This window comes from Arthrobacter sp. NPDC058130 (assembly GCF_042884475.1).
Classification (GTDB): domain Bacteria; phylum Actinomycetota; class Actinomycetes; order Actinomycetales; family Micrococcaceae; genus Arthrobacter.
Genome location: NZ_JBHVTV010000010.1, coordinates 165,523 through 191,445, shown reverse-complemented (window position 1 = coordinate 191,445; position 25,923 = coordinate 165,523). Strand labels below are relative to the sequence as shown.

Below are 25,923 nucleotides of genomic sequence, written 5' to 3'. Positions count from 1 at the left end.
AACGCGATCTACCAGGCCCAGTCCAACCGCTACCTGCACAACCGCGGCATCAAGGACACCTCGGACCAGCAGGTCTGGGCGTTTTTGGGCGACGGGGAAATGGACGAGCCGGAGTCCCGCGGGCTGCTGCAGCTCGCGGCGAACGACAAGCTGGACAACCTGAACTTCGTGATCAACTGCAACCTCCAGCGCCTGGACGGCCCGGTCCGCGGCAACGGCAAGATCATGCAGGAGCTCGAGGCGTTCTTCCGCGGCGCGGGCTGGAACGTGATCAAGGTGGTCTGGGGCCGGGAGTGGGATGACCTGCTGGCCAAGGACCGCGACGGGTCGCTGGTGAAGGTCATGAACGAGACCGTCGACGGGGACTACCAGACCTACAAGGCCGAGTCCGGCGCGTTCGTCCGGGAGCACTTCTTCGGCCGGACCCCGCAGACCAAGGAACTGGTCCAGGACCTCACCGATGACCAGATCTGGAACCTCAAGCGCGGCGGGCACGACTACAACAAGGTCTACGCCGCGTACAAGGCCGCGACCGAGTTCAAGGGCAAACCCACCGTCATCCTGGCCCACACGGTCAAGGGCTACGGCCTGGGCACCCACTTCGAGGGCCGCAACGCCACGCACCAGATGAAGAAACTCACCCTGGAGGACCTGAAGGCCTTCCGCGACCACCTGCGGATCCCCTTCAGCGACGACCAGCTCGAGGCCGACCCCTACCGGCCCCCGTACTACCACCCCGGCCCCGACGCCCCGGAAATCCAGTACCTCATGGAACGCCGCCGCGCCCTCGGCGGCTTCGTCCCCGAACGCCGCTCCAAGCACACCGAGATCACGCTGCCGGACGAGAAGTCCTACGAAGTGGCCAACCGCGGCTCGGGCAAGCAGCTGGCCGCCACCACCATGGCGTTCGTCCGGCTGCTCAAGGACCTCATGCGGGACAAGAACTTCGGCCAGCGGATCGTGCCGATCATTCCCGATGAGGCCCGCACGTTCGGCATGGACGCGTTCTTCCCCACCGCCAAGATCTACAACCCGAACGGCCAGAACTACCTCTCCGTGGACCGCGACCTCGTCCTGGCCTACAAGGAGTCCATCTCCGGCCAGATCGTGCACGCCGGCATCAACGAGGCCGGTTCCGTCGCCGCGTTCACCGCCGCGGGCACGTCCTACGCCACCCACGGCGAGCCGCTCGTGCCGATCTACGTGTTCTACTCGATGTTCGGCTTCCAGCGCACCGGCGATTCCTTCTGGGCCGCCGCGGACCAGATGACCCGCGGGTTCATCATCGGCGCCACCGCCGGCCGCACCACCCTGACCGGCGAAGGCCTGCAGCACGCCGACGGCCACTCCCCGATCCTCGCCGCCACCAACCCGGCAGTCGTCACGTACGACCCCGCGTACGGCTACGAGATCGGCGTGATCATGCGCGACGGGCTGGAGCGGATGTACGGCCCCGACTCCGACGACCGGAACCTGATGTACTACATCACGGTCTACAACGAGCCGATCGCCCAGCCGGCCGCCCCGGCCGAACTCGACGTCGAAGGCATCACCAAGGGCATTTACCTGCTCGCACCGGCCAAGATCGACGGCCCGCGCACGCAGATCCTGGCCTCCGGCGTGTCCGTCCCCTGGGCCCTCGAAGCCCAGCGGATCCTCGCCGAGGACTGGGGCGTCTCCGCCGACGTCTGGTCCGTGACGTCCTGGAGCGAACTGCGCCGCGACGCCATGGCCGCCGAGGAAGAAGCCTTCCTCAACCCCGGCCAGCCCGCCCGCGTCCCGTTCGTCACCCGGCAGCTCGCCGGCGCCACCGGACCGATCGTCGCGGTCACCGACTACATGAAGGCCGTGCCCGACCAGATCCGGCAGTTCCTCCCGAACGAGTTCGCCTCGCTCGGCGCCGACGGCTTCGGCTTCTCCGACACCCGCGCCGCCGCCCGCCGCTTCTTCAAGAACGACATCCACTCCGTGGTGGTCCGTTCCCTGCAGATGCTCGCCCGCCGCGGCGAAGTCGACGCCCAGGCGCCGGCCCAGGCGATCGAGAAGTACCGGCTGCTCAATGTCAATGCCGGCACCACCGGCAACGCGGGCGGCGACTCCTAACCGGACGCCTGCCGGGCCATTAGGCCCCGCCCCCGTACTCGACGGCGGCTCCTCACCAATTGGTGGGGGCCGCCGTCGGGCATTTAACCTCACAGTCTCCCGCTCCGTCCACCGCCGCTGGCCGCTGTGACGCAGGACAACGGCAGTTGTAGCCTTCGCACAAATGGAGCTTGGGCGGCGCGCCCCGTATGCTCAATGCATGGCAGAGCCGATCACCACTCCCGAAAAACGCAAGCCGGCCTCGAGGGCGATGACTCCGGAGAAAGCCGAGACCCTCAAAAAGCTCCGCGCCAGCGTGGGCCAGCTGTCGACGACGACGCTGCGCCAGTTGGAGAAGTCCCTGCCGTGGTACGGCCGGCTGAACTCGGATGAACGTTCCGCGCTGGGCATGGTGGCCCAGAACGGCATCGCGGCCTTCGTCACCTGGTACGAGCGGCCGAGCTCGCCGTCGTGGATCCTCTCCGACGTCTTCGGCACCGCGCCCACCGAACTGACCCGCTCCATCAGCCTCCAGAAGGCGCTTCAGCTGATCAGGATCGTCGTGGAAGTCGTCGAAGACCAGGTCCCGGTCATCGCTCCGGAAGCAGACCAGGCGGCCCTCCGCGAAGCCGTGCTGCGCTACTCGCGCGAGGTCGCCTTCGCGGCCGCCGACGTCTACGCCCGCGCCGCGGAATCCCGCGGCTCCTGGGATACCCGCCTCGAGGCCCTGATTGTCGATGCCATCCTCCGCGGCGAAAACACGGACGCGCTGCGGTCCAGGATCGCGGCCCTGGGCTGGAAAGCGCAGGAACGCTTCACCGTCATGGTCGGGAATTCCCCGTCCGAACCAAGCGCCAGCTACGTCAGCGAACTGCGGCGCACCGCGGGGCGCTTCGCCGAGGACGCCCTCGTGGGCATCCAGGGCGACCGCCTCATCCTGATCCTGGGCGGGGTCCACGACCGGGAGACCGCGTACCTGAAACTCAGTGAACTCTTCGCCCCCGGCCCGGTGGTCTACGGCCCGGAGGCCGGGTCCCTGCTCGAAGCCAGCGGCTCCGCCCAGTCGGCCTTTGCCGGCCTCACCGCGGCCCGCGCCTGGCCTTCCGCGCCGCGGCCGGTGGCGGCCGATGACCTGCTCCCCGAGCGCGTGATCTCCGGCGACGACGCCGCCCGCCGCTCGCTGGTCAAGAACATCTACCGCCCCCTGCTGGCCGCCTCCAACGGGCTCGTGGAAACCCTCGGCACGTACCTCGAACTGGGCCATTCGCTCGAGGCGACAGCCCGTGAACTCTTCGTCCACGCCAACACCGTCCGCTACCGGCTCAAGCGCGTCTGCGACGTCACGGGCTGGGATCCGCTGCTGCCGCGGGAGGCGTTCGTGCTCCAGACCGCCCTGGTCGTGGGCCGGCTTTCGGCCCCGCCGAAGGCCCCCACGGAGCGGCAGCCTCCCCGCAACGGCTCCTGATCCGTTGTAGACTTCCTACAAACTGACCCAGTGAGCTTGGTGCATGAAAACACGAATGTTCACGCGGTAATTTGGAAAGCTGGTTACGTGCTTGCAATCGTCTGCCCTGGACAGGGCTCCCAGACCCCTGGTTTTCTGGCCCCCTGGCTGGAACTGCCACCCGTCGCAGGCCTCCTGGCCTCCCTCAGCGAAATAGCAGGCATCGACCTCACCGCCCACGGCACCACCTCCGATGCGGAGACCATCAAGGACACTGCCGTTGCGCAGCCTTTGATCGTCGCCGCCGGACTGGTGACCGCAAAGTCGCTCTTCGACGTCGAACTCGGAGCGCTTCCGGTGGTCCTCGCCGGCCACTCGGTCGGCGAAATCACCGCGGCCTCGCTGGCCGGCGTCCTGACGGAAACCGAAGCCATGACGTTTGTCCGCGAACGCGCCAACAGCATGGCCGCGGCCGCCGCCGCCACCCCGACCGGCATGAGCGCCGTCGTCGGCGGCGACCCGGCCGAGGTCCTGGCGGCCATCGAGGCAGCCGGCGCCACCGCCGCCAACGTCAACGGGGCCGGCCAGACCGTCGCCGCCGGCACGCTGGAGCAGCTCAAGGCCCTCGCCGAGAACCCGCCGGCCAAGGCCCGGGTCATTCCGCTGAAGGTCGCCGGCGCGTTCCACACCTCGCACATGGCCCCCGCCGGCGCGGCCCTCCAGGCCCTGCGCCCGTCGCTGCAGCCGCAGAACCCGCTGGTGCCGCTGCTGTCCAACTTCGACGGCGCGGAAGTCACCGACGGCGGCGCCGCCGTCGACAGCCTCATCGCCCAGGTCTCCCGCCCGGTCCGCTGGGACCTTTGCATGGAGACCATGGTGCAGCGCGGGGTGACCGGCGTGATCGAACTGGCTCCCGCGGGAACCCTGGCCGGACTGGCCAAGCGCGGCATGCCCGGCGTCAAGACTGTCACCGTCAAGACCCCGGACGACCTTTCCGCGGCCCTGGCCCTATTTGCAGAACTGGAGGGAGGGGCATGAGCGTTCCCACCTTGAAGCAGGCGCCCGTGCAGGAAAACACCCGCATCCTGGGTGTCGGCGCCTACCGGCCCAGCGTGATCGTGACCAACGAGGACGTGTGCCAGTGGATCGATTCCTCGGATGAATGGATCCGCCAGCGCACGGGCATCATCACCCGGCACCGCGCACCGGCCGATGTCAGCGTGATCGACATGGCCGAGGGCGCCGCCCGCGAGGCGCTGCAACGGGCCGGCATCGAGGCCTCCCAGCTCGGCGCCGTGATCGTTTCCACGGTCACCCACCCGTACGCGACCCCCTCCGCTGCCGCGAGCCTCGCCGACCGGCTCGGCGCGACCCCGGCCCCGGCCTTCGACATCTCCGCGGCCTGCGCCGGCTACTGCTACGGCATCGCCCAGGGTGATGCCCTGGTGCGCTCCGGCGCGGCCGCCTACGTCCTGGTTGTCGGCGCCGAAAAGCTCTCCGACGTCATTGACAACACGGAACGGACCATCTCCTTCCTGCTCGGCGACGGCGCGGGCGCCGTCGTGATCGGCCCCTCCGACACGCCGGGCATCGGCCCTTCGGTCTGGGGTTCGGACGGCAGCAAGTGGGATGCCATCGGCATGACCCACTCGATGCTGGACATCCGCGAGCTCGCCCTGACCGGCAAGCACGGCGCCGCTGTCAGCGACGAAGAAGCGGCAGTGACCGACGCGTCCCTGTGGCCGACCCTGCGCCAGGACGGCCAGACCGTCTTCCGCTGGGCCGTGTGGGAGATGGCCAAGGTGGCCCAGCAGGCCCTGGACGCCGCCGGCATCCGGTCCGAGGACCTCGCCGCGTTCATCCCGCACCAGGCCAACATGCGGATCATTGACGAGATGGCCAAAAAGCTGCAGCTGCCCGAGACCGTCAAGATCGCCCGCGACATCGCGGACGCCGGCAATACGTCCGCGGCGTCCATCCCCCTCGCCACCCACCGCCTGCTTGAGGAAAACCCCGAGCTCAGCGGCGGGCTGGCGCTGCAGATCGGCTTCGGAGCCGGACTGGTCTTCGGCGCCCAGGTGGTTGTGCTTCCTTAGGCGGCCACCCGTTTTTCCGAACTGAATACGTTCCGCCCGTTTTACCTTTGCACCGCATGTCCTTCACGTTCAGGGCTCGTCCCCATGCGGTGCTCAGCAAGCATTCCCGCACCAAGCCGAACCCTCGGTTTGAATCATTTCCGCCCCCGGCTGCCGGCATTCCACCGGCAGGCGGGGGCAACAACTAGAAAAGGAGCCCTCAATGGCTAGCAACGAAGAAATCCTGGCCGGCCTGGCTGAAATCGTCAACGAAGAGACCGGCCTGGCCACGGAAGCTGTCGAACTGGACAAGTCCTTCACCGAGGACCTGGACATCGACTCCATCTCCATGATGACCATCGTGGTCAACGCCGAAGAGAAGTTCGGCGTCCGCATCCCGGACGAAGAGGTCAAGAACCTCAAGACCGTCGGCGACGCCGTCAGCTTCATCTCCAACGCCCAGGCCTAGTCTGGCTTCCGCCGGCAACGGCGGACCCCGGTGACCGGTCCGGGCGCTGCAGAAGTGCCCGGACCGGACCACCACCAAGTGCACGACCCCAAAGTTTTCCCCCTCGCAGGCCCCGGCCATCCCGTTCGCGGCTCCGGATACGGCAGGCGCACCGACAGAGAGTGATCCCATGGCACGCAAAGTAGTCATTACCGGTCTGGGTGCCACCACACCCATCGGCGGCGATGTCCCCACAATGTGGAAGAACGCGCTCAAGGGCGTCTCCGGCGCGCACACGCTCGAGGACGACTGGGTGGCCAAATACGAGCTGCCCGTTCACTTCGCCGCACGCGCCACCACCCCGGCCCTCGATGTCCTGACCCGGGTCGAAGCCAAGCGCATGGACCCGTCCACCCAGTTCGCTGTGGTCGCCTCCCGCGAGGCGTGGGCCGACTCCGGCATCACCGAAATCGACCACGACCGCCTGGCAGTGGCCTTCGCCACCGGCATCGGCGGCGTCTGGACCCTCCTGGATGCGTGGGACACCCTGCGCGAAAAGGGCCCACGCCGCGTCCTGCCCATGACCGTGCCGATGCTGATGCCCAACGGCCCGGCCGCGGCCGTCAGCCTTGACCTGGGAGCCCGCGCCGGCGCCCACACCCCCGTCTCCGCCTGCGCATCCGGCACCGAGGCCGTGCATGTGGGCCTGGACCTGATCCGCGCCGGCAAGGCAGACGTCGTCGTCTGCGGCGGCGCCGAAGCAGCCATCCACCCCATGCCGATCGCGGCCTTCGCCTCCATGCAGGCACTCTCGCGCCGCAACGACGATCCCGAGCACGCCTCACGCCCCTACGACCGTGACCGTGACGGCTTCGTCATGGGCGAGGGCGCCGGCGCCCTGGTGCTCGAGGCCGAAGAACACGCCCTGGCCCGCGGCGCCCGGATCTACGCCGAACTGGCCGGCACCTCGGTCACCGCCGACGCGTACCACATCACCGCCCCGGACCCCGAGGGCCTAGGCGCCACCCGCGCGCTGAAGGCCGCCATGTTCGACGGCCGCATCCAGCCCGAAGACATCGTGCACGTCAACGCGCACGCCACCTCCACCCCGGTCGGCGACAAGCCCGAATACGCGGCCCTCAAGGCCGCCCTGGGCAATCACGTGGACAACGTCGCGGTCTCGGCCACCAAGTCGCAGATGGGGCACCTGCTGGGCGCCTCCGGTGCCGTGGAGGCAGTGCTGACCGTCATGGCCGTCTACGAACGCAAGGCGCCGGTCACCATCAACCTCGAGAACCAGGACCCGGAAATCCCGCTCGACGTCGTCACCACCGCACGCGACCTGCCTGCCGGCAACATCGCCGCGCTGAGCAACTCGTTCGGCTTCGGCGGCCACAACGCCGTGATCGCGGTACGCAGCGTGTAAGTGCCCCGCGCACTCCCCCGCCTATAAGGCAGATGGCGGCAATGTTCTTCGTGAACATTGCCGCCATCTGCCGTTTAGGTCCTACTTGAGCCGGTAGTCGTTGATCACGACGCCGGGCTGGAAATGAGTGATGGCGGCAATGTTCGTCGTCCTGAACATTGCCGCCATCACTCGTGTGGCGCCCAGCTATGGAATTGTTGCGGGATGGCGCCTTGGTGGGTCCTTAGCCGACCTGGTGGAGCCAGCGCACGGGGGCGCCTTCGGCGGCGTGGCGGAAGGGCTCGAGTTCCTCGTCCCAGGCCTCACCCAGGGCGAGCGAGAGTTCGTGGTAGACGGCCGAGGGGTCGCCGGCGCCGGATTCGTAGGCATACCGGATCCGGTCCTCGGACACCATGATGTTGCCGTGCACGTCCGTGGTGGCATGGAAGATCCCGAGCTCCGGGGTGTGCGACCAGCGGCCGCCATCGACTCCCTGGCTCGGTTCCTCTGTGACTTCATAGCGCAGGTGCGCCCAGCCTCGCAGAGCGGACGCCAATTGAGCCCCCGTGCCCGGCGTTCCGGTCCACGACAGCTCGGCCCGGAACATTCCGGGCGCGGCAGGCTGAGCGGTCCACTCCAAATCCGTCCGCTTGTCCACGACAGACCCTATGGCCCACTCGACGTGGGGGCACAGGGCAGTCGGGGCCGAGTGAACGAACAACACACCTCGGGTCAGTGCAACAGACATTCCATCCTCCATAGCTGTAGGTACGTCTTCCCCAACGACCTCTGCCTGGATGTCTGTCTGTTGCGCGGATCCGAAATCATGCCGGCGGTCCCTGCCAGACTACTAATATACAACCGGGCTCGAAGCTGGGACGTGCTGCATTCCAGCTTCAAGTTCTACTTGAAACTTCCCGGGCGTGAGTTTTATTCTGCCCTACGCCTCCTAATTACGCCAGTGCGATTCGGCGCGTCTTTTCCCGGCGCGCCGCGCCCGGTTCCAGGGGCCGCCCGGCCGACCCGGCCCGGCCTGGCGATCCTCAGGCCCGGGGGTGCGCCTGCTGGTAGCTTTGCCGCAGCCTCTCGACGGACACGTGGGTGTAGATCTGGGTGGTGGCCAGGCTGCTGTGCCCGAGGATTTCCTGCACGGCCCGCAGGTCCGCCCCGCCGTCGAGCAGGTGGGTCGCGGCGGAGTGCCGCAGGGCGTGCGGTCCGGTGGCGGCGGTGTCCCCCAGCCGTTCCAGCATCTCCTTGACCACGCTGCGGACCTGTCGCTGGTCCACTCGTCCGCCGCGCGCGCCCAGGAAGAGGGCGGGGCCGCTGGTCCCGGTGACCAGGGCCGGCCGGCCGCGTCGGAGCCAATCGTCGACCGCGAGCGCAGCCGGCAGCCCGTACGGCACCGTGCGTTCCTTGTTCCCCTTGCCGAGCACCCGCAGTGTCCTGCGGTCCGGGTCGAGATCATCCACGTCCATACCGGCCAGCTCGCCAACCCGGACACCGGTAGCGTAGAGCAGCTCCACCATGGCCCGGTTGCGCAAAGCCAGCGGTTCACCCTCGGCCGAGGCGGATTCGGCGTCGTCCACGAGCCGCCGGACCTGTTGCTGGTGCAGGACACCGGGCAGGGACTTCTCCCGCTTGGGCGCCTTGAGCCGCAAGGCCGGATCGGCCTCGATCAGTTCCTCACGGACCGCCCAGGCGGTGAAGGCCCGGGCGGTAGCGGCGCGGCGGGCCAGGGTGGCGCGGGACTTGCCGGACTCGCTCTGGCCGCCCAGCCAACGCCGCAGGGTCCCGAGCTCCAGCCCGGCAAGGTCATGCACCCCCTCGGTCGCGGCGTGCGCCAGCAGGCTCTCGACGTCGGAGAGATAGGCCCGCACGGTATGGGGGGACCGGCCGCGCTCCGCTTCCAGGTAGCGGCCGAAGCGTGCGGCGGCAAGCCCCATGGCGGGAGGCAGCGCGGCGGGGAGTTCCTGTGTAGACACCCTCCTACTCTGGCAGTATTCCCGGGGCATTCAAGGAGCGGCTCGGCGAGCCGCGTCATACCGGAGACGCTCATGATGTCAGTTCGCTTTCCCGGAGCGTTTCCAGCCGCCGTGATGCGTTTCGGCCAGCCCCAGCAGCCCCAGCCGGCCAAGCCCGGCGCGGACCGATTCCGGGCTCAGCCCAGCCACCGTGGCCAGCTTCTCGACCGAACTGGTGGTCCGCAGCGGCAGGGCATCGAGCAGGATCAGGTCCTCCAGGGTCAGGCCGTCGTGGGCCTCCGGGCGGTCTGCCCTATCCGCGGGCATCGCCTCGCCGCTCGGGGACGCGAGCTCGGCGATTTCCCCCGCATCCGTGACGCACACGGCCCCGCCTTCCCTCAGCAGCCGGTGGCAGCCTGCGGAGTTGGCGCTGTGGACGGACCCGGGCACAGCGCCCACGGCCCTGCCCAGGCTTTCGGCATGGTGGGCCGTGTTGAGGGCCCCGGAACGCCACCGGGCCTCGACAACGACGGTGACGGAGGCCAACGCTGCAATGAGGCGGTTACGCTGCAGGAACCGGTAGCGGGTGGGGGCGGACCCGGGCGGGACTTCGGCCAGGACTGCGCCGTGGTCCGCCACCGCCCGAAGCAGGTCGTCATTGCCGGCGGGGTAGAAGCGGTCCACTCCCCCGGCCATGACGGCAATGGTGGGCATGGCGGCAGCGCCTCTTCCGGCGCTGCCGGCCAGGGCGGCCCTGTGGGCGTGGGCGTCAATGCCGTAGGCGCCGCCGGAGACGATCGAGAAGCCCCGCTGGGCCAGAGAGTAGGCGAGGTCGCCGGTCACCGATGCCCCGTAGCTCGTGCTGTCCCGGGAGCCCACCAGGGCGACCGCTTTGGCCGCCGGGGGCAGTTCCTGATCCATGCCCCGCCACCACAGGCACAGGGGTTCCTGCAGGCCGAGGTCCGCCAGCTGCCGTGGCCACAATGCATCGGCGGGAATGATGATCCGTCCGCCTAGCCGCTGCATGGTGGCCAGGTCACGCTCGGGTGCGAGGTCGGGAATCCGCGGTGCCCAGCGCTTGAGCGCGGCGCCCAGTCCTGACCAGCTGCCGCCGGAGCCGCTGTCCGCCAGGATTCCGGTGATCTCCTGCTCGAGCTCAGGACCGGCGGCGAGCCCGCCGGTGGCGATCCGCAGGGCGTCCTGCGCACCCGCTGCCTGCACGAGTGCCAGTGCCGCCGCGTCCTGCGGCTCGAACAGGCGGGACAGGGCGGCCCGGGCTGTGCGTTCGTCATCCCTCATGGTGGTTCCTTTCGCGTGGCAGCGGGAGCAGATTTCGTGGCGGCGGCTCAGAGCGAGGCCGCCGCGGCCTGGCGGAGGCCCAGCGCCTGCCCGACGTCGTCCGCGTCCGGGGCATCGTGCAGGGACAGGTCCGCAAGGGTCCAGGCCAAGCGCAGCACGCGGTCATAGCCGCGTGCTGTCAGCACACCGCGCTCCAGGGCGTAGTCCAGGATTCGAGTGGTGGGTGTGCTCAGCCGCAGGACCCCGCGCAGCACCCGCCCCGGGACTTGGGCGTTGGTTTCCATCCCGAACGGCAGCAGCCGGTCCAGCTGACGGCTCCGGGCTGCGCGGACGCGTGCGGCGATGCTGGCGGTGCCCTCCTCTGCCGCCGGCTGGCCGAATCCCGCGAGCGACACCCGTTCGACTTCGAGCTGGATGTCGACCCTGTCCAGCAGGGGCCCGGACATCCGGGCCTGGTACCGGCGCCGCATAGTGGGCGTGCAGATGCAGTCCACCCCTTTGCCCGTTGCCTTGCCGCAGGGGCAGGGGTTGGCCGCGAGGACCAGCTGGAACCGTGCGGGATAGGCCGCGGATCCGGCCGAGCGGTGGATGACCAGCTCACCGCTTTCCAGCGGCTGCCGCAGGGCGTCCAGGACGCCGCGGTCATACTCCGGAGCTTCATCCAGGAAGAGCACGCCGCGGTGGGCACGGGATGCTGCCCCGGGCCGCGGCAGCCCGGACCCGCCGCCGATGATGGCCACCGCGGTCGCGGTGTGGTGCGGGTTCTCGTAGGGCGGGCGGCGCAGCAGCTGCATGGAGCCCGACGGCAGCGAGCACAGGGAGTGGATGGCGGTGACCTCCATGGCCTCGGTGTCGCCGAGGTCCGGCAGCAGGCCCGGCAGCCGTTCGGCGAGCATGGTCTTTCCGGCGCCGGGCGGCCCCGTCAGCAGCAGATGGTGGGCGCCCGCCGCGGCCACCTCCAATGCCCGCCGCGCCGCGGCCTGGCCGGAGACATCGCACATGTCCGGGGCCAGGGCGGGGCCGGTGCCGCTACCGGGGCCATCTGGATCTTCGGAGTCTTCGGGCCCGGGGTCGAAGTCGAGGGCCAGGTCCTGCGGGTCCGCGCCGCAGTCGAAGGCGAGCCGGGCCAGCGTGGCGTAGCCCCGGACCCGTGCGCCCGGGACGAGCTCTGCCTCCGCGGCGTTGGCCCGGGCCACGACGACCTCGGGGTAGCCGGCCCGTACCGCTGCCATCACGGCCGGAAGGATGCCCCGCACGGGCCGCAGCCGGCCGTCCAGGCCGAGTTCGGCTATGAAGACGGTGCGGCCGGTGGGACGGATGTCCTCTGCCGCGAGCAGCACGGACATGGCGATGGCAAGGTCAAATCCCGAGCCGCGTTTCGGCAGCGAGGCCGGGATGAGGTTGGCCGTGATCTTCCGGCGGCTCAACGGTATCCCCGAGTTCTGGGCCGCGGAGCGGATCCGTTCCTTGGCCTCGTTCAGCGAGGCGTCTGGCAGGCCCAGGATGACGAACGCCGGGAGGGTCTGGCCGATGTCGGCCTCCACTTCCACGATGTAGCCGTTGAGGCCCACCAGGGCGACGGAATAGGTCCGGCCCAGGGCCATCTAGCCCACCCCTTTGAGGTGCTCGACGGCGGGTTCGCCGATGCCGTCGTCGAGCACGGCGACGACGTCCACGCGGCACAGAGGAGCGCGCAGCCCCTGGACGCGGCACCACGCCGCCGCGAGCCGGTGGAGCCGGGCCAGCTTGTCGGCGCCAACGGCCTCGAAGGGATGCCCGTACGCAAGGGACTTCCGGGTCTTCACCTCGGCGATGACCAGTGCGTCGCCGTCGAGCGCGACAATGTCGATCTCACCCTCGGGGCAGCGCCAGTTGCGGTCCACCACGCGCATACCAAGCGACTCAAGATACACGGCGGCGAGGTCTTCCCCGTGCCGGCCCAGCAGATCCTTAGCTCTCATGCCTCCATCGTGGAGTGCCATCATGGACCGGCACAGGGCACACTTCGGCTATGTGGAAACCTGGCCCGTCTGCACCTTCAAGGGCTGGCTGAACCGCCATGTGAGGAAGGGCAGCAAGAGCTGAGTCATGTCGTTCACGGCCACACAACTGACGAGAAGTTGGCAGACTACGGCAATCATGGGGAACAAGCCCGATGAGAAGGGGATCCGCAGCGTGTTCACCACGGCGGATCGCATAATTAAGGCCGGACGAGAAGAACCGCAGGAGGAACAGGAATGAAAGTACTTTTCCTCGATATTGATGGTGTCGTCAACCGCATGGGTACGAGACAGCACTTTCGCGGCTTCATGGGCATCGACCCTGTCCTCGCGTTCAAGGTCCGCAAGATCGTCCTCGACACTGACGCAGCCATTGTTCTCACGTCCACATGGCGGCACTTCCAAGGCGGCCGTGAAGAAGTCGACCGACACGTCTTCAAGACCTTTGACGTTACTCCGACAGCAGACACAGGTTTTCGTGGCGAGGAGGTGAAGATGTGGCTGGACCAGCATCCGGAAGTGACGCGGTATGCCGTTGTCGACGATGACACTGACTTCTATGCCGATCAGCCCTTGTTCAAAACGAGCTGGCAAACGGGAATCACCGACGAGGTGGCGCAGCAGGTCACCGAATTTCTAAACAGAGGAGACAACCCGTGAGTGAACATCTACCAACGTTGGGAAACTTCGCCGAAGCGCCTGCCGACGGCCGCGGAACCCTTGCAGGCGCTGCCAGCGGTCAAAGCTGTGGCGGCATTGACAGGACGTGTTGAGGCGATTGTCAGGGTACGAAACGTAGCCAATGCCCGCCCCGCCCACCTAGGCTTTTCCCACCGCCCTCACATTCCGCGGGGGCGCCCGTATTCTCTCCAGAGGATCGGCCGAAGGATCGGCGTATGGAATATCGCGCGGCCCAGCCGCTGGCGGAAACCCAACCACTGGGTGCGCAGACGCTGGCGGAAACCCAGCCGCAGGCGGCGTACCGGCCCACGGTACCGGCGCACCTCCGGCCGGATGGTCAGGCTGCCACTCGCTGGCCAGCGCCCGCGCCGGCGCCAGCCTCCGCGCCCGCGCCGGGACGCCAGCCGGCACCCGCACCTGCGCCCGTGCCACCCCACCCTGATCCAGAGCCGCCGGCGCCTGCCAGCAAACGCAAACACAGGGTTCAGCGGCTCCTCGCCAGGATCCTCAAGCTTGCCCTCGCCATGCTTGTCATCACAGAGCTGGCTGCCGTCTCCTTCATCTGGTTCACTCCCCCGCGTACTGCCTTCATGCTGGAGAACGGCGGCCCGATCGCCTACCAGTACGTGTCCCTGAACCACATCAGCCGCTACGTCATCGCGGCGGCCGTTGCCCACGAGGACCAGCAGCTGGGAACACGTGTCGGCGCGTTTTCCGTTGGTGATTTCCGGGACAGAGCCGTCGCCTACTTGCAGGGCAAGGATGACCCCAGCGGTTCCACGGTCCCGCAACAGCTCGTGAAGAACATCTTCCTGTGGCCGGAACCGAATGCGCTGCGGAAGGGCCTGGAGGCAGGCCTTGCGACCGAGTTCAGCTTCACCCTGACTCCCCAGCGGATCATGGAGCTTTATCTGAATTACGCGCAGTTCGGTCCGAAGCTGTACGGCATCTGTGCAGCGAGCTGGTACTACTTCGGCGAACCGCCGTGGCACATGTCCGAATATCAGGCGGCGCAATTGATGGGAGTCCTGCCACTGCCCACGCTCGTCACACGGGCCCCGGAAGGCGGCATCTATCTGGGCCCGGGCGCCCACCCCAAAGTATGGGACTACGTCAACGGTGCAGCCAACGTTTGGGTCCCCCAACAGATCGAGGGGCTCGGCGGCTGGAAGGCAACAGTAGCAACCATCGGCATCAGCGATACAGCGTCCGACCACGCGGCCGAGCGGGGAACCGCGAACCCGGACGGCTGCGCTTCCTATCCGGAGAGTGTGCTGGACCTGCTCCGGCAGCAGGGCATTGCCCTGGACCGCAACGGAAACCCGGCGCCGCCAAAGAGCTAGGAAACCGGGGCTAGGAAGCAGGACTAGGAAAGAAGGCTCAGTTGCCCAGGTCCTCGACCTTGGGCAGGGCGAGTTCCTCGCTGCGCGGCAGTTCCTCGACGTTGACGTCCTTGAACGTGATGACGCGGACGCTCTTGACGAACCGGGCCGAGCGGTAGACATCCCACACCCAGGCATCCTGGAGGGTCAGGTCAAAGTAGACCTCGCCGTCGGCGCTGCGCGCCTGCAGGTCCACGTGGTTGGCAAGGTAGAAACGCCGCTCGGTCTCGACCACATAGCTGAACAGCCCGACGACGTCGCGGTATTCGCGGTAGAGCTGTAGCTCCATGTCGGTTTCATAGTTTTCAAGGTCCTCGGCACTCATGGTTCCATCTTGCACCATCCGGCCCCGGCCGCGCGCCACGGCCCTGCCGCCGCACCGCCGATAGGGCGCCGGCACGAGGCACGTGACCCTTGCCCGGCCCGGCCACAACGGTTCCCTAGAGCAGCTGCCAGCTGACCCGGTGGTACGGCGTGGGACCGGCGGCACGAAGGGCCTCCTTGTGCGCTGTGGTGCCGTAGCCCTTGTTCACATCCCAGCCATAGGCCGGGTACTGGGTGTGCAGTTCGCACATCATCGCATCACGCTCCACCTTCGCCAGGATGCTCGCCGCGGCGACGCTGAGGCACTGCATGTCGGCCTTGACCAGCGTGTGCACGGGGGCGTCGCAACCGGGTTCCGCCGGGGCATCGTCAAACAGCGAGGGCTGCAGGTCCGGCGAGAGCCAGTTGTGGCTGCCGTCCAGCAGGACCACCTCGGGCCTGATGCCGGCGGCGATGACGGCGAACCAGGCGCGGTTGCCGGCCAGGCGGAGGGCGCCGATGATCCCGAGTTCATCAATCTCGTTCGCGGAGGCGTGTCCGACGGCGGAGGCGACGCTCCAGTCCCGGACCAGCGGCACCAGCCGTTCCCGGTCTGCGACCTTGAGCAGCTTGCTGTCCCGGACATCGGCCAGGAGCTTTTGCTGCTGGAGGTCCACGACGGCGATCCCCACGCTGACGGGCCCGGCGAGGGCACCGCGGCCGACTTCGTCGATGCCCGCGAGGAGCCGGGCGCCGGAGCTGCGGAAGCGGCGTTCGTAGTCGAGGGTGGGGGCGACGGACATGGCGGGGGACTTACTTTCCGTTCGGGGCCGGCACGCTGCGGAAGACGTCCGGATAGTTGTCCAGGGCGGACATCCTGTTCAGCGGCCACGCGATGACGGCCGCCTTGCCCTCGATGTCGGACTCGTTGACGAAGCCGCCGTTGGTGTCCATGTGGGCGCGTGAATCCGCGGAGTGGTTGCGGTTGTCGCCCATGACCCAGACCTTGCCCGCGGGCACGACGACGTCGAAGTCGCGGACCTGGGGAATCTCTGCGGCGTTGATGTACTTCTCGTCCAGCGGCGCGCCGTTGACGGTGAGCTGCCCGCCGGCGTCGCAGCAGACCACGTGGTCGCCGGGGAGGCCGATGACGCGCTTGACCAGGTGCTGTTCGGAGTTGTCCGGCAGCAGGCCGACGAACGTCAGCCCGTCCTGCACCCAGGTGAACGGGCCCTTCGTCTTCTGCGCCGCGGGGGCGAGCCAGCCCTGGCTGTCCCGGAACACCACGACGTCCCCGCGTTGGAGCGCCATGGGCTCCGGCACGAGGAGGTTGACGAAGATCCGGTCGTTCACGTCCAGGGTGTTGACCATGGATTCGGACGGGATGTAGAAGGCCCGGAACAGGAAGGTCTTGATCAGGAAGGACAGCACGATCGCCACGACGACCACCGTGGCAACTTCCTTCAGCCACAGGAAGAACGGGCTGTGCCCTTCACGGGCCTGGGCCTTCCTGGCCCGCCGGGAAGACGAATCGGCGTGGGCGGGCCCGGAGGGCCGCTCCCTGTCGCTCCGGTTGGCGCGCCGCGCCCCGCCGCTTTCGTCCTGCGACGACGACGGCGCCCCCGCCGCCCCGGCACCGACACCAGCACCGGCACCGCCCGCGGCAGCAGCGCCTACGGCACCAGCACCGGCACCGCCCGCGCCCGAGGCGCCCGCGCCCGCGGCACCAGCATCAGCACCCACACCCGGGCCGGCTCCCGCGCCGGAAGCAGACTCGTCCGCGACCCGTGCCTGCGGCAGCCGGGTGGTGGGGTGTTCCGCCGGCTCGTCCCCTGGGATCGCCGAGGCGGTAACCCGGGGTCGGTCCTGGTCCTGCGGATCAGGAGTGCGCGGTTCGGTCTCGGGCATCTACTGTCCGTTCGTCGTCGTCGTTGTCGCAGCCGGTTCGGGCCGCGCTACTGCTGCAAATCTATCAAGCGGCCAGATGATCTGTACCGGCCTGCCGATCACACGTTCCAGTGGCACCATGCCGCCGCCGGGGGCACCCAGGAGGCTCCGGGAATCGGCCGACATGGAGCGGTGGTCCCCCATGAGCCAGAGCCGTCCGGCCGGCACCTCAACACTGAATTTAAGATCGCTCGGGGTGTCCCCCGGGTACACATAGGGTTCCGCAACTTGCTGGCCGTTGACTGTGAGCCGGCCGCCGGTCTCGCAGCACACTACGCGGTCGCCGGGCAGTCCGATCACACGCTTGACGTACGTGGTGTCGCTGCCCGCGAGCCCAAGCCAGTGTCCGGCGTCGGCGAGGGCATCCACCACAGGGCCGTTACCGCTGTTGAGCGGGGCGAAGGAGCCGCGGCCGTCGAAGACGACGATGTCCCCCCGGCCCAAGGGCTCGGCCTGGAAGCCGGTGCGCGCCACCAGGATCCGGTCCCCGGTGCGCAGGAGCGGTTCCATCGATGCGGACGGGATGAAGTAGATATCCAGCCACAGGGAGCGGACCACGGCGCTGATGGCCACGGCAAGCACCAGGGCCAGCAACGCAAAACGCCAGCCCAGTTTCCTGGGCTGGCGTTTTAGCTGTTCCATGTTCCGTATCCCCTGGCGCTGTTCTGAACTAATGTGCGCTGTGCGGATAGTTCCGGCAACATGCCGGGGACGGTCCGTGGACCCGCGGTGGAAGCCTGGAAGGCTTACTTTGCGGTCTGGAAGTCGCGCTTTTCCTTGATCTTCGCGGCCTTACCACGCAGGTTACGCATGTAGTAAAGCTTGGCGCGGCGCACGTCACCCTTGGAGACGAGCTCGACCTTGTCGATGATCGGGGAGTGCACCGGGAAGGTACGCTCTACGCCGACACCGAAGGAGACCTTGCGGACGGTGAAGGTTTCGCGGACGCCATCGCCCTGGCGGCCCAGGACGAAGCCCTGGAAGACCTGGACACGGGAGTTCTTGCCTTCGATGATGTTCACGTGAACCTTGATGGTGTCACCCGCGCGGAACTCGGGAACATCGGTGCGCAGCGAGGCTGCATCTACGGAATCGAGGATATGCATTGATCCACTCCTGGTGAACGCCACAGGTCACTCACGTTGGGTTACGGCGGCCAAGCCCGGGGGCGTCAGCCGCCCGGAAATTTCCGCCGAAAGTTTTGTCAATCCGGCCCTGTCAGGAATAGACGGGACCGGGGTGCCCGGCTGTTGGCAGCGCTCCCCCTGTGGCAGGTTCGCGACCCAGCAGGCACAAGGACTAATTTTGCCACATTTTGTGCGGCTTAGCCCAATTCCGGTGGTTAGGCGTCGGGACGGCGCACCAGGTGGCCGTCGACGACGTCGTACCCCAGGTCGGCGAACGCCGTGCGGTCCGCGCGGGGCAGCTTGCCGGCGTCGAACTCCGCGAGCAGGTCGGGGCGGCGTTCGGCGGTGCGCCGGTACTGTTCGTGCCGGCGCCACTGGGCGATTTTGCCGTGGTTGCCGCTGAGCAGCACCGCCGGGACGTCGCGGTCCCGCCAGCTGGAGGGCTTGGTGTAAACGGGGTACTCCAGCAGCCCGTCCGAGTGTGACTCCTCCACGAGGGATTCGGGGTTCCCGACGACGCCGGGCAGCAGCCGCCCGATGGCCTCGACCATGGCCAGCACGGCGACCTCGCCGCCGTTGAGGACATAGTCCCCGAGGCTCATGGGCCGGACTGTGAAGTGCTCCGCGGCCCATTCCAGGACCCGCTCGTCGATGCCCTCGTACCGGCCGCACGCGAAGACCAGCTGCTCCTCTTCGGCGAGCTGGTGGGCGGTGGCCTGGGTGAACCGCTCCCCCGCCGGCGACGGGACAATGAGCACCGGCTTGCCGGCGGCTCCGGCATCGTCGGCACGTTCGGTGCCTTCGGCGTCCCCAGCAGCCACGGCACTCCCACCTGCCACGGCGGTGAGGGCCTGCGCCCACGGTTCGGGCTTCATGACCATGCCGGCTCCGCCGCCATAGGGGGTGTCATCCACCGTTCGGTGACGGTCCGTGGTGAACGAGCGCAGGTCATGGACCCTCAGGTCCAGCAGGCCATCCTGGCGGGCCTTGCCGATCAGCGACAGTTCCAGCGGGGCCAGGTACTCCGGAAAGATACTGACGACGTCGATTCTCATCTACGCGTTGCCCTGCTCTTCAGGTTTCCGCGCTTCGGGGTCTTGCTGCTCGGGGTCTTGCTGCCCGGGCGCCTCGTCGGTGTTGACCTCGAACAGTCCGGGCGGCGGGGTGACGAGGACGTACTTTTCGCCCACGTTGACCTCGGGCACAATCTGCTCGACGAACGGGATCAGGACTTCCGCGCCCTCGGCGGTGGTGACCACCAGCAGGTCCTGGACCGGCATGGTGTGCAGTGCGGAGACCTTGCCGACGACGCTGCTGCCCACACGGACCTCCAGGCCCACGAGCTCGTGCTCGTACCAGCCCTCGTCGTCTTCGTCGGCGCCGATTTCTTCGGTTTCGATGAACAGCTTCGCGCCGCGCAGGCCTTCGGCGTCGTTGCGGGTCTCGATCTCATCGAAGGCCAGCAGCAGGATGTCTTTGTTCCAGCGGGCGCTGAACACCGTCAGCGGCCCGGCCGAGGCAGGCTCCACGATGAACTTCGTGCCGGGGACAAAGCGGTCGCCGGGCGCGTCGGTGAGCACCTGGACGGTCACTTCGCCGCGGATGCCGTGGGGCTTGCCGATTCGTGCCACCTGGAGCTGCATCTGTTCCTCTGTTCGGGGTTGGTGATTCTGTGGGACTGGTGCCTAAAAACGGGGAAAACAGTCCGGCCCCTCCACCGTTATCTGGTGAAGGGGCCGGACTTAAGACAAGTAGTGCTGAACGCGTTACCGGCGGCGGTCGGTGTCGACGACGTCGACCCTGACCGGCTCGCCGTCCGCCAGCGCCGCAACCACAGTGCGCAATGCGCGTGCGGTCCGGCCCTGCCGGCCGATCACCCGTCCGAGGTCGTCCTGATGAACGCGCACCTCAAGGGTTTCCCCTCGGCGGTTGTTCTTCGCACTGACCTTGACGTCCTCGGGGCTGTCAACAATCCCGCGGACCAGGTGTTCGAGCGCTTCTGCCAGCAATTTACTCAGCCTCGGTGGTCTCTGCTTCAGCGGCGTCGGCGGGGGCCTCGGCAGCTTCGTCCTTCTTGGCCTTCTTGGTGATGGCTTCCGGGATGATCACGGAGCCCTTTTCCGGGGTAACGAAGGCAGCCTTGGGAGCCTTGGTCTTCAAGGTTCCCTCCTGGCCGGGGAGACCCTTGAACTTCTGCCAGTCACCAGTGATCTTGAGGATCGCGGCAACCTGCTCGGACGGCTGTGCGCCGACGCCGAGCCAGTACTGGGCACGGTCCGTGTCGACCTCGATGTACGAGGGCTCTTCGGTCGGGTGGTACTTGCCGATCTCTTCGATGGCACGGCCATCACGCTTGGAGCGTGAGTCCATGACGACGATGCGGTAGTACGGTGCGCGCATCTTACCGAAGCGCTTAAGGCGAATCTTTACGGCCACTTTTGTGGTCACTCCTGTTTCTGAAACGGGGTCGAGCCCGGCGTTCTGCACCCGTGGGGCGGGCCGTACTTGGGGGTTCTAAAGGACAAGATCCGGACGCGGAGAGAGGGGCCACGCAGATCGAGTACCTGTTCATTGTGCCAGATCACCGGCGGGATTTCGACTTGACACGGGCCGGTCCTGCAGGAACGGGTCCTGGATGGGGCGATCCGCGGCCGGTCAGGAGGTCCAGACGTAGAGGCCGGACCTGGTGGCGGGGTCCACTCCGGCGGCGAGCTCGGCGATCCGGCGGACATAGCCGCGGGCCTCGTCCGGACCGAAGGGCATGTCCTCCTCGGCGGCCCAGTTGGCCGCGACGTCCTCGAGGACGTCGCCCTCCCCTTCGGTTTCATAGCTGAGCAGCTCCGCCAGCGTGCGGACCATCGCGGAGGGCACGCCGAGCAGCGAGTCGCTGGCCACGTCAACCATGGCCAGTTCGTAGTCCGCGCCGGGGGCGTGCACCGCGACGCCGGCGAGGTCGCCCAGCCGCTCCACCTCAAAGTCACTGATGTCCTGGATGCGGACGGCCTCCGGCGCGGCCGGGCCGCCGCCTTCGAGTGCGCCGGCGCGCTTGAGGGCTCCTTCGTGGGTGGACACAAAGATCTCGGTGAATCCCATGCAGCTCGTCCTTAGGGTTCGGCGGTACGCGGCCCGCTGTTTTCGCACGTCGCTTCAGCCTAGCGTCTTCGGCGCGCCCCGCCGTCGTGGACATGCCCGCCCTTGCCCGCGGCCACTGGACATGACGCCGTCATGCCCAGTCCCGGACCTGAAATATGGACATGCCCAGCGGTCACACTTGGCCCCCCTGGACATGTCCAATCCTGGCCAGGCCACCGCGCTCGCCCCCAACTACCGTGTCCGGACATGTCCTCCCCCTTTGACCGGAACCACTGGACATGCGCCCCCTTGCCCGCGGCCACTGGACATGACGCCACTTTGCCCAGTCCCGGACCTGAAAAATGCGCATGCTCAGTGGTTCGCCCGGCCCCCGGTGGACATGTCCATTTTCAGGGTGCGACCACTGGACATGTCCCGCCGAAACAATCTGGCTTGGCTGCGATCACGGGGCGCGCCCCTTCCTGGCCGCGACCAACGGACATAATGCCACTATGTCCATTGCTGGGCCCCGGGACTGGGCATGTCCTCCGGAGCCAGCCGGCACCGTCAGCGGCTGCGCCCCCTAGCGAACCCCGGCCCAGCGGCTGCGCCCCCTAACGAACCGCGACCCGGATCCGGTTGCGCCACGGGTCCTCGAAGCGCAGCTCGGCGCCGGTGTGGTGCGAGTCGACGCCGCCGGCCTTGAGCCGGTCCGCCAGGGCCCCGACGTCGTCGCCGGACGGCACTTCGATGAGCACCTCGCCCAGGCCCAGCGTGTCGCGCCGGGGGCCGGCACCGCGGCTGTTCCACACGTTCATGGCCATGTGGTGGTGGTAGCCGCCGGCCGAGACGAACAGCGCCTGGCCGTGCCAGCCGGCGGTCTTCTCGAAGCCGAGCGTGCCGACATAGAACTCCTGCGCCGACTGCACGTCGCCCACCTGGAGGTGGACGTGCCCGACGCCGGCGGCCGACTCGCGCTGGCCGGTCACGGACGCCTCGGTCAGGTACTGCTGCAGGTAGCGCTGCGGCGGCAGGGCGAGGCTGTCCATGACAACGTTCTTGCCCTCCCAGGACCAGGCCTCCCGCGGCCGGTCCCAGTACAGCTCGATGCCGTTGCCCTCGGGGTCGTTGAAGTAGAAGGCCTCACTGACGAGGTGGTCGGCGCTGCCCGTGAAGGACTGGGGCTCGTACTGGGCCGCGGTGGCAACGGTGGCCGCCAGGGAGTGCTGGTCCTCGAAGAGCAGGGCGGTGTGGAACAAACCGGCCTCGCCGCGGGAGGGAAGATTCAGGCCGGGGGCGGGCGCCAGGTGGACCAGCGGCTTTCGCTTGCGTCCAAGGTAGAGCCCGCCGTCCTGGTCGGCCACGATCTCCAGGCCAACGGCACGCTGGTAGTAATCAGTCATGAGCTTCATGTCGCCGACCTTGAGCATCACAGTGCCCATGGTGAGTTCGGCAGGCAGGAGGTCCTGGGTGCTGGCTTCTGCGGTCATTGAAACGCTCCGGGGGTTCTAGGGCCACCGGCTCTCGGTGACTCCGCATAAGGTTAAAATACTTGAAGCTTCAATTTATTCCTAGTGGCCGGCTGGGGTCCAGGCAGGGCCCGGGCCCGCTGCCGGGGACACGTCCCGGCGCACCTCCCGCCCGCGCAGCACAATGTGCTTGAGTTGCCGGAGCGTGGCCGGATTGCTCCGCGGATCCTCGGCGGTGACCAGGACATCGGCGTTTGCCGCTTCGACGATGGATTCCGCGCCAAGCCACGCCCTCGCGGACCAGTTCGCGGCGTCGAGGGCTGCCGCGGCGGGAAGGCCTGCGGCGTGCAGGGCCTGGATCTCGTCCACAATCCGGCCGTGGCTGATCACGCTTCCGGCGTCGGTCCCGGCATAGATGGCCAGCCCGGCCTCGTGGGCTTCGAGGACCCGCTCGGCGCGCCGCTCCCACAGCGAGCGCATGTGGGCGGCATAGCGGGGGAACTTGGCCTCCGCCCGCGCCGCGATGTCCGGGAACGTGGCGATGTTGATCAGGGTGGGCACGATCGGGACGCCCTGTTCGAGGAAGCGCGGCAGGTGCCGCGGCAACAGGCCGGTGGCGTGCTCGATGCAGTCGATCCCGGCGTCGAGCATGTCATCCAGGGTGTCTTCGGCGAAGCAGTGCGCGGTGACGCGGGCCCCTTCATCGTGGGCGGCCTGGACGGCGTCCTTGACCGTCCGGGCCGGAAAGCTGGCGGCGAGGTCGCCGGCGTCGCGGTCGATCCAGTCCCCCACGAGCTTGACCCAGCCGTCGCCGGCACGGGCCTGCTTCCGGACGGCCTCGACGAGATCATCGGGCTCGACCTCGACGGCCAGGCCCCGCAGGTAGCGCCGGGCCCTGGCGATGTGCCGGCCGGAGCGGATGATCCGGGGAAGGTCCGCTCGCTGCTGGAGCCAGCGGGTGTCGTGGACGGCGCCGGCATCGCGGACCAGCAGCGTCCCGGCGTCGCGGTCCGCCAGCGCCTGGGATTCCGCGGTGGCCTCGGAGACGTCCCCGCCCGGGCCGAGGCCGATGTGGCAGTGTGCGTCCACGAGCCCGGGAATGACCCAGCCGTCCAGCACGAGGTCCGGCGCGCCAGCGGGACGGTCGAAGGTCAGCAGGCCGTCCACCGACCAGAGCCCGCGGCGCTCCTGGTCCGCCGCGGTGAGGATCGGGCCGGTGAACTCGATGATGCTGGTCATGGCCTCAAGCCTAATCCGCATGACGATCCGGCGGCCACGTCACACTCGGCAGGGTTCGCGACGGCCTGTGGTAGCTTCGTTTACGACCACACGGGTGCCCTTGCAGGGGCTGAGATCGGGCTAGCGCAGCCTGCGACCGTTGAACCTGTCCGGGTAATGCCGGCGAAGGAAGTGAGTAATCCTTTGAGCACCACAGAAACACAGCACAGCCCTGCCCAGAATGAAGCAGCCCCCACCCAGTCGCTGAAGTCCCACTCGCTGGCCTTCACCACGGACCCGGAGCATGGCATCCGCGTCCCGGTGACCGAGATTGCCCTGCAGCCCTCCCCCGGCGGCGTCGCGAACGCCCCGTTCCGGGTTTACCGCACGGCCGGTCCCGGCAGCGATCCGGTCCGCGGACTGGAGCCGTTCCGGGCGCCCTGGATCGAGGCGAGGGCGGACACCGAACCCTACGCCGGCCGGGAACGGGAGCTGCTCGACGACGGCAAGTCGGCGGTCCGCCGGGGTGCGGCATCGGCCGAATGGCAGGGCGGACGCCCGGTGCCGCGCCGCGCCGTCGAGGGCCGGACCGTCACACAGATGCGCTATGCGCGCGACGGCGTCATCACCCAGGAAATGCGGTTCGTCGCGCTGCGCGAGAACTGCGATGTGGAGCTGGTGCGCAGCGAGGTGGCCGCGGGCCGGGCGATCATTCCCAACAACGTCAACCACCCCGAATCGGAGCCGATGATCATCGGCAAGGCCTTCCTGGTGAAGATCAACGCCAACATCGGCAACTCGGCTGTGACCAGCTCCATCGCCGAGGAGGTCGACAAACTCCAGTGGGCCACGCAGTGGGGCGCGGACACGGTGATGGACCTCTCCACCGGCGATGACATCCACACCACGCGGGAGTGGATCATCCGCAACTCCCCCGTCCCCATCGGCACCGTCCCGATCTACCAGGCCCTGGAGAAGGTCAACGGCGAGGCGAACGCCCTGACCTGGGAGATCTTCCGGGACACCGTGATCGAACAGTGCGAGCAAGGCGTGGACTACATGACCATCCACGCCGGGGTGCTGCTGCGCTATGTGCCCCTGACGGCCAACCGGGTCACAGGCATCGTCTCCCGCGGCGGCTCCATCATGGCCGGCTGGTGCCTGGCGCACCACCAGGAGAACTTCCTCTACACCCACTTCGACGAGCTGTGCGAAATCTTCGCGAAGTACGACGTCGCGTTCTCCCTGGGTGACGGGCTGCGGCCCGGCGCCACGGCGGATGCCAACGACGCGGCGCAGTTCGCCGAGCTGGACACCCTGGCCGAGCTCACGCAAAGGGCCTGGGAGTTCGATGTGCAGGTCATGGTGGAGGGCCCCGGGCATGTGCCGTTCCACCTGGTCCGGGAAAACGTGGAACGCCAGCAGGAACTCTGCAAGGGCGCGCCCTTCTATACGCTCGGTCCGCTGGTGACCGACATTGCGCCGGGCTATGACCACATCACCTCGGCGATCGGCGCCACCGAGATTGCCCGCTACGGCACCGCCATGCTCTGCTACGTCACGCCCAAGGAACACCTCGGGCTGCCGAACAAGGACGACGTGAAGACCGGCGTGATCACCTACAAGATTGCCGCCCATGCCGCGGACCTCGCCAAGGGCCACCCCGGCGCGCACGAACGCGACGACGCCCTGTCCAAGGCACGGTTTGAGTTCCGCTGGCGGGACCAGTTCGCGCTGTCGCTGGACCCTGTGACGGCGGAGACATTCCACGACGAGACGCTTCCGGCCGAGCCAGCCAAGACCGCGCACTTCTGTTCGATGTGCGGGCCGAAGTTCTGCTCCATGCGGATCAGCCAGGACATCCGGGATGAGTACGGTTCAGCGGATTCGCAGGCGGCACTGGCGCAGCTGGCGGCAGACATGCAGGCGAAGAGCAACGAGTTCCTTGCCTCCGGCGGCAAGGTCTACCTGCCGCAGCCTTCCGTGGGGGAACCCGCGGCGCTTTAGGAC

The 25,923-nt window shown here is 68.0% G+C and carries 26 protein-coding genes and 1 riboswitch; of the genes, 9 read left to right on the top strand and 17 right to left on the bottom strand.

The features are described from left to right. The 6 genes from aceE to fabF all read left to right on the top strand — a co-directional run. On the top strand, nt 1–2,103 hold a 2,103-nt coding region (gene aceE, locus ACFVTM_RS16935), incomplete at its 5' end, for a pyruvate dehydrogenase (acetyl-transferring), homodimeric type (protein WP_390204833.1). 199 nt (nt 2,104–2,302) lie between these two features. After that, nucleotides 2,303–3,547, top strand: coding sequence for a PucR family transcriptional regulator (locus tag ACFVTM_RS16930; protein ID WP_390204832.1), 1,245 nt, complete (start codon nt 2,303–2,305; stop codon nt 3,545–3,547). Between the two features lie 87 nt (nt 3,548–3,634). Next, nucleotides 3,635–4,564: an ACP S-malonyltransferase gene (locus tag ACFVTM_RS16925; protein WP_390204831.1), complete on the top strand. Its 930-nt coding sequence runs from the start codon at nt 3,635–3,637 to the stop codon at nt 4,562–4,564. Next, nucleotides 4,561–5,622, top strand: a complete 1,062-nt coding sequence (locus tag ACFVTM_RS16920; RefSeq protein ID WP_390204829.1) for a beta-ketoacyl-ACP synthase III — start codon at nt 4,561–4,563, stop codon at nt 5,620–5,622. The genes ACFVTM_RS16925 and ACFVTM_RS16920 overlap by 4 nt, the downstream gene beginning before the upstream one ends. A 202-nt stretch (nt 5,623–5,824) precedes the next feature. Beyond that, complete coding sequence (locus tag ACFVTM_RS16915; protein WP_214840220.1) at nt 5,825–6,070, top strand: acyl carrier protein; 246 nt, start codon at nt 5,825–5,827, stop codon at nt 6,068–6,070. Between the two features lie 169 nt (nt 6,071–6,239). Then, a complete protein-coding gene (gene fabF, locus ACFVTM_RS16910; protein WP_390204827.1) occupies nt 6,240–7,475 on the top strand; it encodes a beta-ketoacyl-ACP synthase II in 1,236 nt (411 codons plus the stop codon). A 223-nt stretch (nt 7,476–7,698) separates the two neighbouring features. On the opposite strand, the gene ACFVTM_RS16905 is transcribed toward fabF, so the two are convergent. The 5 genes from ACFVTM_RS16905 to ACFVTM_RS16885 form a co-directional block, all read right to left on the bottom strand. Further along, complete coding sequence (locus ACFVTM_RS16905; RefSeq protein WP_026266435.1) at nt 7,699–8,202, bottom strand: DUF3145 domain-containing protein; 504 nt, start codon at nt 8,200–8,202, stop codon at nt 7,699–7,701. A 295-nt stretch (nt 8,203–8,497) separates the two neighbouring features. After that, on the bottom strand, nt 8,498–9,397 hold the full coding sequence (locus tag ACFVTM_RS16900; RefSeq protein ID WP_390204844.1) for a tyrosine recombinase XerC: 900 nt from the start codon (nt 9,395–9,397) through the stop codon (nt 8,498–8,500). Between the two features lie 117 nt (nt 9,398–9,514). Next, nucleotides 9,515–10,714: a DNA-processing protein DprA gene (gene dprA, locus ACFVTM_RS16895; protein ID WP_390204825.1), complete on the bottom strand. Its 1,200-nt coding sequence runs from the start codon at nt 10,712–10,714 to the stop codon at nt 9,515–9,517. Between the two features lie 47 nt (nt 10,715–10,761). Beyond that, the gene (locus ACFVTM_RS16890) at nt 10,762–12,318 is read right to left on the bottom strand and encodes a YifB family Mg chelatase-like AAA ATPase (RefSeq protein WP_390204823.1); all 1,557 of its coding nucleotides are present in this window, start codon (nt 12,316–12,318) and stop codon (nt 10,762–10,764) included. Next, on the bottom strand, nt 12,319–12,675 hold the full coding sequence (locus ACFVTM_RS16885) for a YraN family protein (protein ID WP_390204821.1): 357 nt from the start codon (nt 12,673–12,675) through the stop codon (nt 12,319–12,321). Between the two features lie 276 nt (nt 12,676–12,951). Here ACFVTM_RS16885 and ACFVTM_RS16880 point away from each other — a divergent pair, with 276 nt between their 5' ends. Both ACFVTM_RS16880 and ACFVTM_RS16875 read left to right on the top strand, forming a co-directional pair. Continuing rightward, nucleotides 12,952–13,374 carry an HAD domain-containing protein gene (locus ACFVTM_RS16880; RefSeq protein ID WP_390204819.1) on the top strand — a complete coding sequence of 141 codons (423 nt, stop codon included), beginning with the start codon at nt 12,952–12,954 and terminating at the stop codon, nt 13,372–13,374. Nucleotides 13,375–13,610: 236 nt separating this feature from the next. Then, nucleotides 13,611–14,738, top strand: a complete 1,128-nt coding sequence (locus ACFVTM_RS16875; RefSeq protein WP_390204817.1) for a transglycosylase domain-containing protein — start codon at nt 13,611–13,613, stop codon at nt 14,736–14,738. Between the two features lie 37 nt (nt 14,739–14,775). Here ACFVTM_RS16875 and ACFVTM_RS16870 read toward each other — a convergent pair whose 3' ends face one another. The 12 genes from ACFVTM_RS16870 to ACFVTM_RS16815 all read right to left on the bottom strand — a co-directional run bounded on the left by ACFVTM_RS16870 (nt 14,776) and on the right by ACFVTM_RS16815 (nt 23,934). Then, nucleotides 14,776–15,102: a DUF2469 domain-containing protein gene (locus ACFVTM_RS16870; protein WP_018773443.1), complete on the bottom strand. Its 327-nt coding sequence runs from the start codon at nt 15,100–15,102 to the stop codon at nt 14,776–14,778. 115 nt (nt 15,103–15,217) lie between these two features. Then, the gene (locus ACFVTM_RS16865) at nt 15,218–15,883 is read right to left on the bottom strand and encodes a ribonuclease HII (RefSeq protein ID WP_390204815.1); all 666 of its coding nucleotides are present in this window, start codon (nt 15,881–15,883) and stop codon (nt 15,218–15,220) included. Nucleotides 15,884–15,893: 10 nt separating this feature from the next. After that, nucleotides 15,894–16,988, bottom strand: a complete 1,095-nt coding sequence (lepB, locus tag ACFVTM_RS16860) for a signal peptidase I (protein ID WP_390204813.1) — start codon at nt 16,986–16,988, stop codon at nt 15,894–15,896. Beyond that, a complete protein-coding gene (gene lepB / locus ACFVTM_RS16855; RefSeq protein WP_390204812.1) occupies nt 16,989–17,669 on the bottom strand; it encodes a signal peptidase I in 681 nt (226 codons plus the stop codon). A gap of 104 nt (nt 17,670–17,773) precedes the next feature. After that, nucleotides 17,774–18,133 carry a 50S ribosomal protein L19 gene (rplS, locus tag ACFVTM_RS16850; protein ID WP_018773447.1) on the bottom strand — a complete coding sequence of 120 codons (360 nt, stop codon included), beginning with the start codon at nt 18,131–18,133 and terminating at the stop codon, nt 17,774–17,776. Nucleotides 18,134–18,369: 236 nt separating this feature from the next. After that, nucleotides 18,370–19,209 carry a tRNA (guanosine(37)-N1)-methyltransferase TrmD gene (trmD, locus tag ACFVTM_RS16845; protein ID WP_390204811.1) on the bottom strand — a complete coding sequence of 280 codons (840 nt, stop codon included), beginning with the start codon at nt 19,207–19,209 and terminating at the stop codon, nt 18,370–18,372. After that, nucleotides 19,210–19,797, bottom strand: a complete 588-nt coding sequence (gene rimM / locus ACFVTM_RS16840) for a ribosome maturation factor RimM (protein WP_390204809.1) — start codon at nt 19,795–19,797, stop codon at nt 19,210–19,212. Nucleotides 19,798–19,920: 123 nt separating this feature from the next. Further along, nucleotides 19,921–20,163, bottom strand: a complete 243-nt coding sequence (locus ACFVTM_RS16835) for an RNA-binding protein (RefSeq protein ID WP_018773450.1) — start codon at nt 20,161–20,163, stop codon at nt 19,921–19,923. A gap of 1 nt (nt 20,164) precedes the next feature. After that, complete coding sequence (gene rpsP, locus ACFVTM_RS16830) at nt 20,165–20,590, bottom strand: 30S ribosomal protein S16 (protein ID WP_026266438.1); 426 nt, start codon at nt 20,588–20,590, stop codon at nt 20,165–20,167. A gap of 219 nt (nt 20,591–20,809) precedes the next feature. Beyond that, nucleotides 20,810–21,247: a hypothetical protein gene (locus tag ACFVTM_RS16825; protein ID WP_390204808.1), complete on the bottom strand. Its 438-nt coding sequence runs from the start codon at nt 21,245–21,247 to the stop codon at nt 20,810–20,812. 593 nt (nt 21,248–21,840) lie between these two features. Further along, nucleotides 21,841–22,716, bottom strand: a complete 876-nt coding sequence (locus ACFVTM_RS16820; protein WP_390204807.1) for a VOC family protein — start codon at nt 22,714–22,716, stop codon at nt 21,841–21,843. An 81-nt stretch (nt 22,717–22,797) separates the two neighbouring features. Then, nucleotides 22,798–23,934, bottom strand: a complete 1,137-nt coding sequence (locus tag ACFVTM_RS16815) for an amidohydrolase family protein (RefSeq protein ID WP_390204806.1) — start codon at nt 23,932–23,934, stop codon at nt 22,798–22,800. An 80-nt stretch (nt 23,935–24,014) separates the two neighbouring features. Further along, a riboswitch (TPP riboswitch) is annotated at nt 24,015–24,122 on the top strand. On the opposite strand from ACFVTM_RS16815, the gene thiC reads away from it, so the two are divergent. Continuing rightward, nucleotides 24,118–25,920 (top strand): phosphomethylpyrimidine synthase ThiC, encoded by a 1,803-nt coding sequence (thiC, locus tag ACFVTM_RS16810; RefSeq protein ID WP_390204804.1) that lies wholly within the window; start codon nt 24,118–24,120, stop codon nt 25,918–25,920. (Overlaps the previous riboswitch by 5 nt.) Nucleotides 25,921–25,923: the final 3 nt, after the last annotated feature.

Excerpts from the sequence above, each read along its gene's own strand:
- ACFVTM_RS16880 (WP_390204819.1), top strand. The coding sequence starts at position 12,952 with ATGAAAGTACTTTTCCTCGATATTGATGGTGTCGTCAACCGCATGGGT.
- ACFVTM_RS16920 (WP_390204829.1), top strand. The coding sequence starts at position 4,561 with ATGAGCGTTCCCACCTTGAAGCAGGCGCCCGTGCAGGAAAACACCCGC.
- ACFVTM_RS16820 (WP_390204807.1), bottom strand. The coding sequence starts at position 22,716 with ATGACCGCAGAAGCCAGCACCCAGGACCTCCTGCCTGCCGAACTCACC.
- ACFVTM_RS16875 (WP_390204817.1), top strand. The coding sequence starts at position 13,611 with ATGGAATATCGCGCGGCCCAGCCGCTGGCGGAAACCCAACCACTGGGT.
- ACFVTM_RS16865 (WP_390204815.1), bottom strand. The coding sequence starts at position 15,883 with ATGTCCGTCGCCCCCACCCTCGACTACGAACGCCGCTTCCGCAGCTCC.
- ACFVTM_RS16915 (WP_214840220.1), top strand. The coding sequence starts at position 5,825 with ATGGCTAGCAACGAAGAAATCCTGGCCGGCCTGGCTGAAATCGTCAAC.
- ACFVTM_RS16885 (WP_390204821.1), bottom strand. The coding sequence starts at position 12,675 with ATGAGAGCTAAGGATCTGCTGGGCCGGCACGGGGAAGACCTCGCCGCC.
- ACFVTM_RS16870 (WP_018773443.1), bottom strand. The coding sequence starts at position 15,102 with ATGAGTGCCGAGGACCTTGAAAACTATGAAACCGACATGGAGCTACAG.
- ACFVTM_RS16930 (WP_390204832.1), top strand. The coding sequence starts at position 2,303 with ATGGCAGAGCCGATCACCACTCCCGAAAAACGCAAGCCGGCCTCGAGG.
- rplS (WP_018773447.1), bottom strand. The coding sequence starts at position 18,133 with ATGCATATCCTCGATTCCGTAGATGCAGCCTCGCTGCGCACCGATGTT.
- ACFVTM_RS16890 (WP_390204823.1), bottom strand. The coding sequence starts at position 12,318 with ATGGCCCTGGGCCGGACCTATTCCGTCGCCCTGGTGGGCCTCAACGGC.
- ACFVTM_RS16825 (WP_390204808.1), bottom strand. The coding sequence starts at position 21,247 with ATGGGATTCACCGAGATCTTTGTGTCCACCCACGAAGGAGCCCTCAAG.
- ACFVTM_RS16905 (WP_026266435.1), bottom strand. The coding sequence starts at position 8,202 with ATGTCTGTTGCACTGACCCGAGGTGTGTTGTTCGTTCACTCGGCCCCG.
- trmD (WP_390204811.1), bottom strand. The coding sequence starts at position 19,209 with ATGAGAATCGACGTCGTCAGTATCTTTCCGGAGTACCTGGCCCCGCTG.
- lepB (WP_390204812.1), bottom strand. The coding sequence starts at position 17,669 with ATGGAACAGCTAAAACGCCAGCCCAGGAAACTGGGCTGGCGTTTTGCG.
- rimM (WP_390204809.1), bottom strand. The coding sequence starts at position 19,797 with ATGCAGCTCCAGGTGGCACGAATCGGCAAGCCCCACGGCATCCGCGGC.
- lepB (WP_390204813.1), bottom strand. The coding sequence starts at position 16,988 with ATGCCCGAGACCGAACCGCGCACTCCTGATCCGCAGGACCAGGACCGA.
- ACFVTM_RS16815 (WP_390204806.1), bottom strand. The coding sequence starts at position 23,934 with ATGACCAGCATCATCGAGTTCACCGGCCCGATCCTCACCGCGGCGGAC.
- fabF (WP_390204827.1), top strand. The coding sequence starts at position 6,240 with ATGGCACGCAAAGTAGTCATTACCGGTCTGGGTGCCACCACACCCATC.
- dprA (WP_390204825.1), bottom strand. The coding sequence starts at position 10,714 with ATGAGGGATGACGAACGCACAGCCCGGGCCGCCCTGTCCCGCCTGTTC.
- ACFVTM_RS16900 (WP_390204844.1), bottom strand. The coding sequence starts at position 9,397 with ATGGGGCTTGCCGCCGCACGCTTCGGCCGCTACCTGGAAGCGGAGCGC.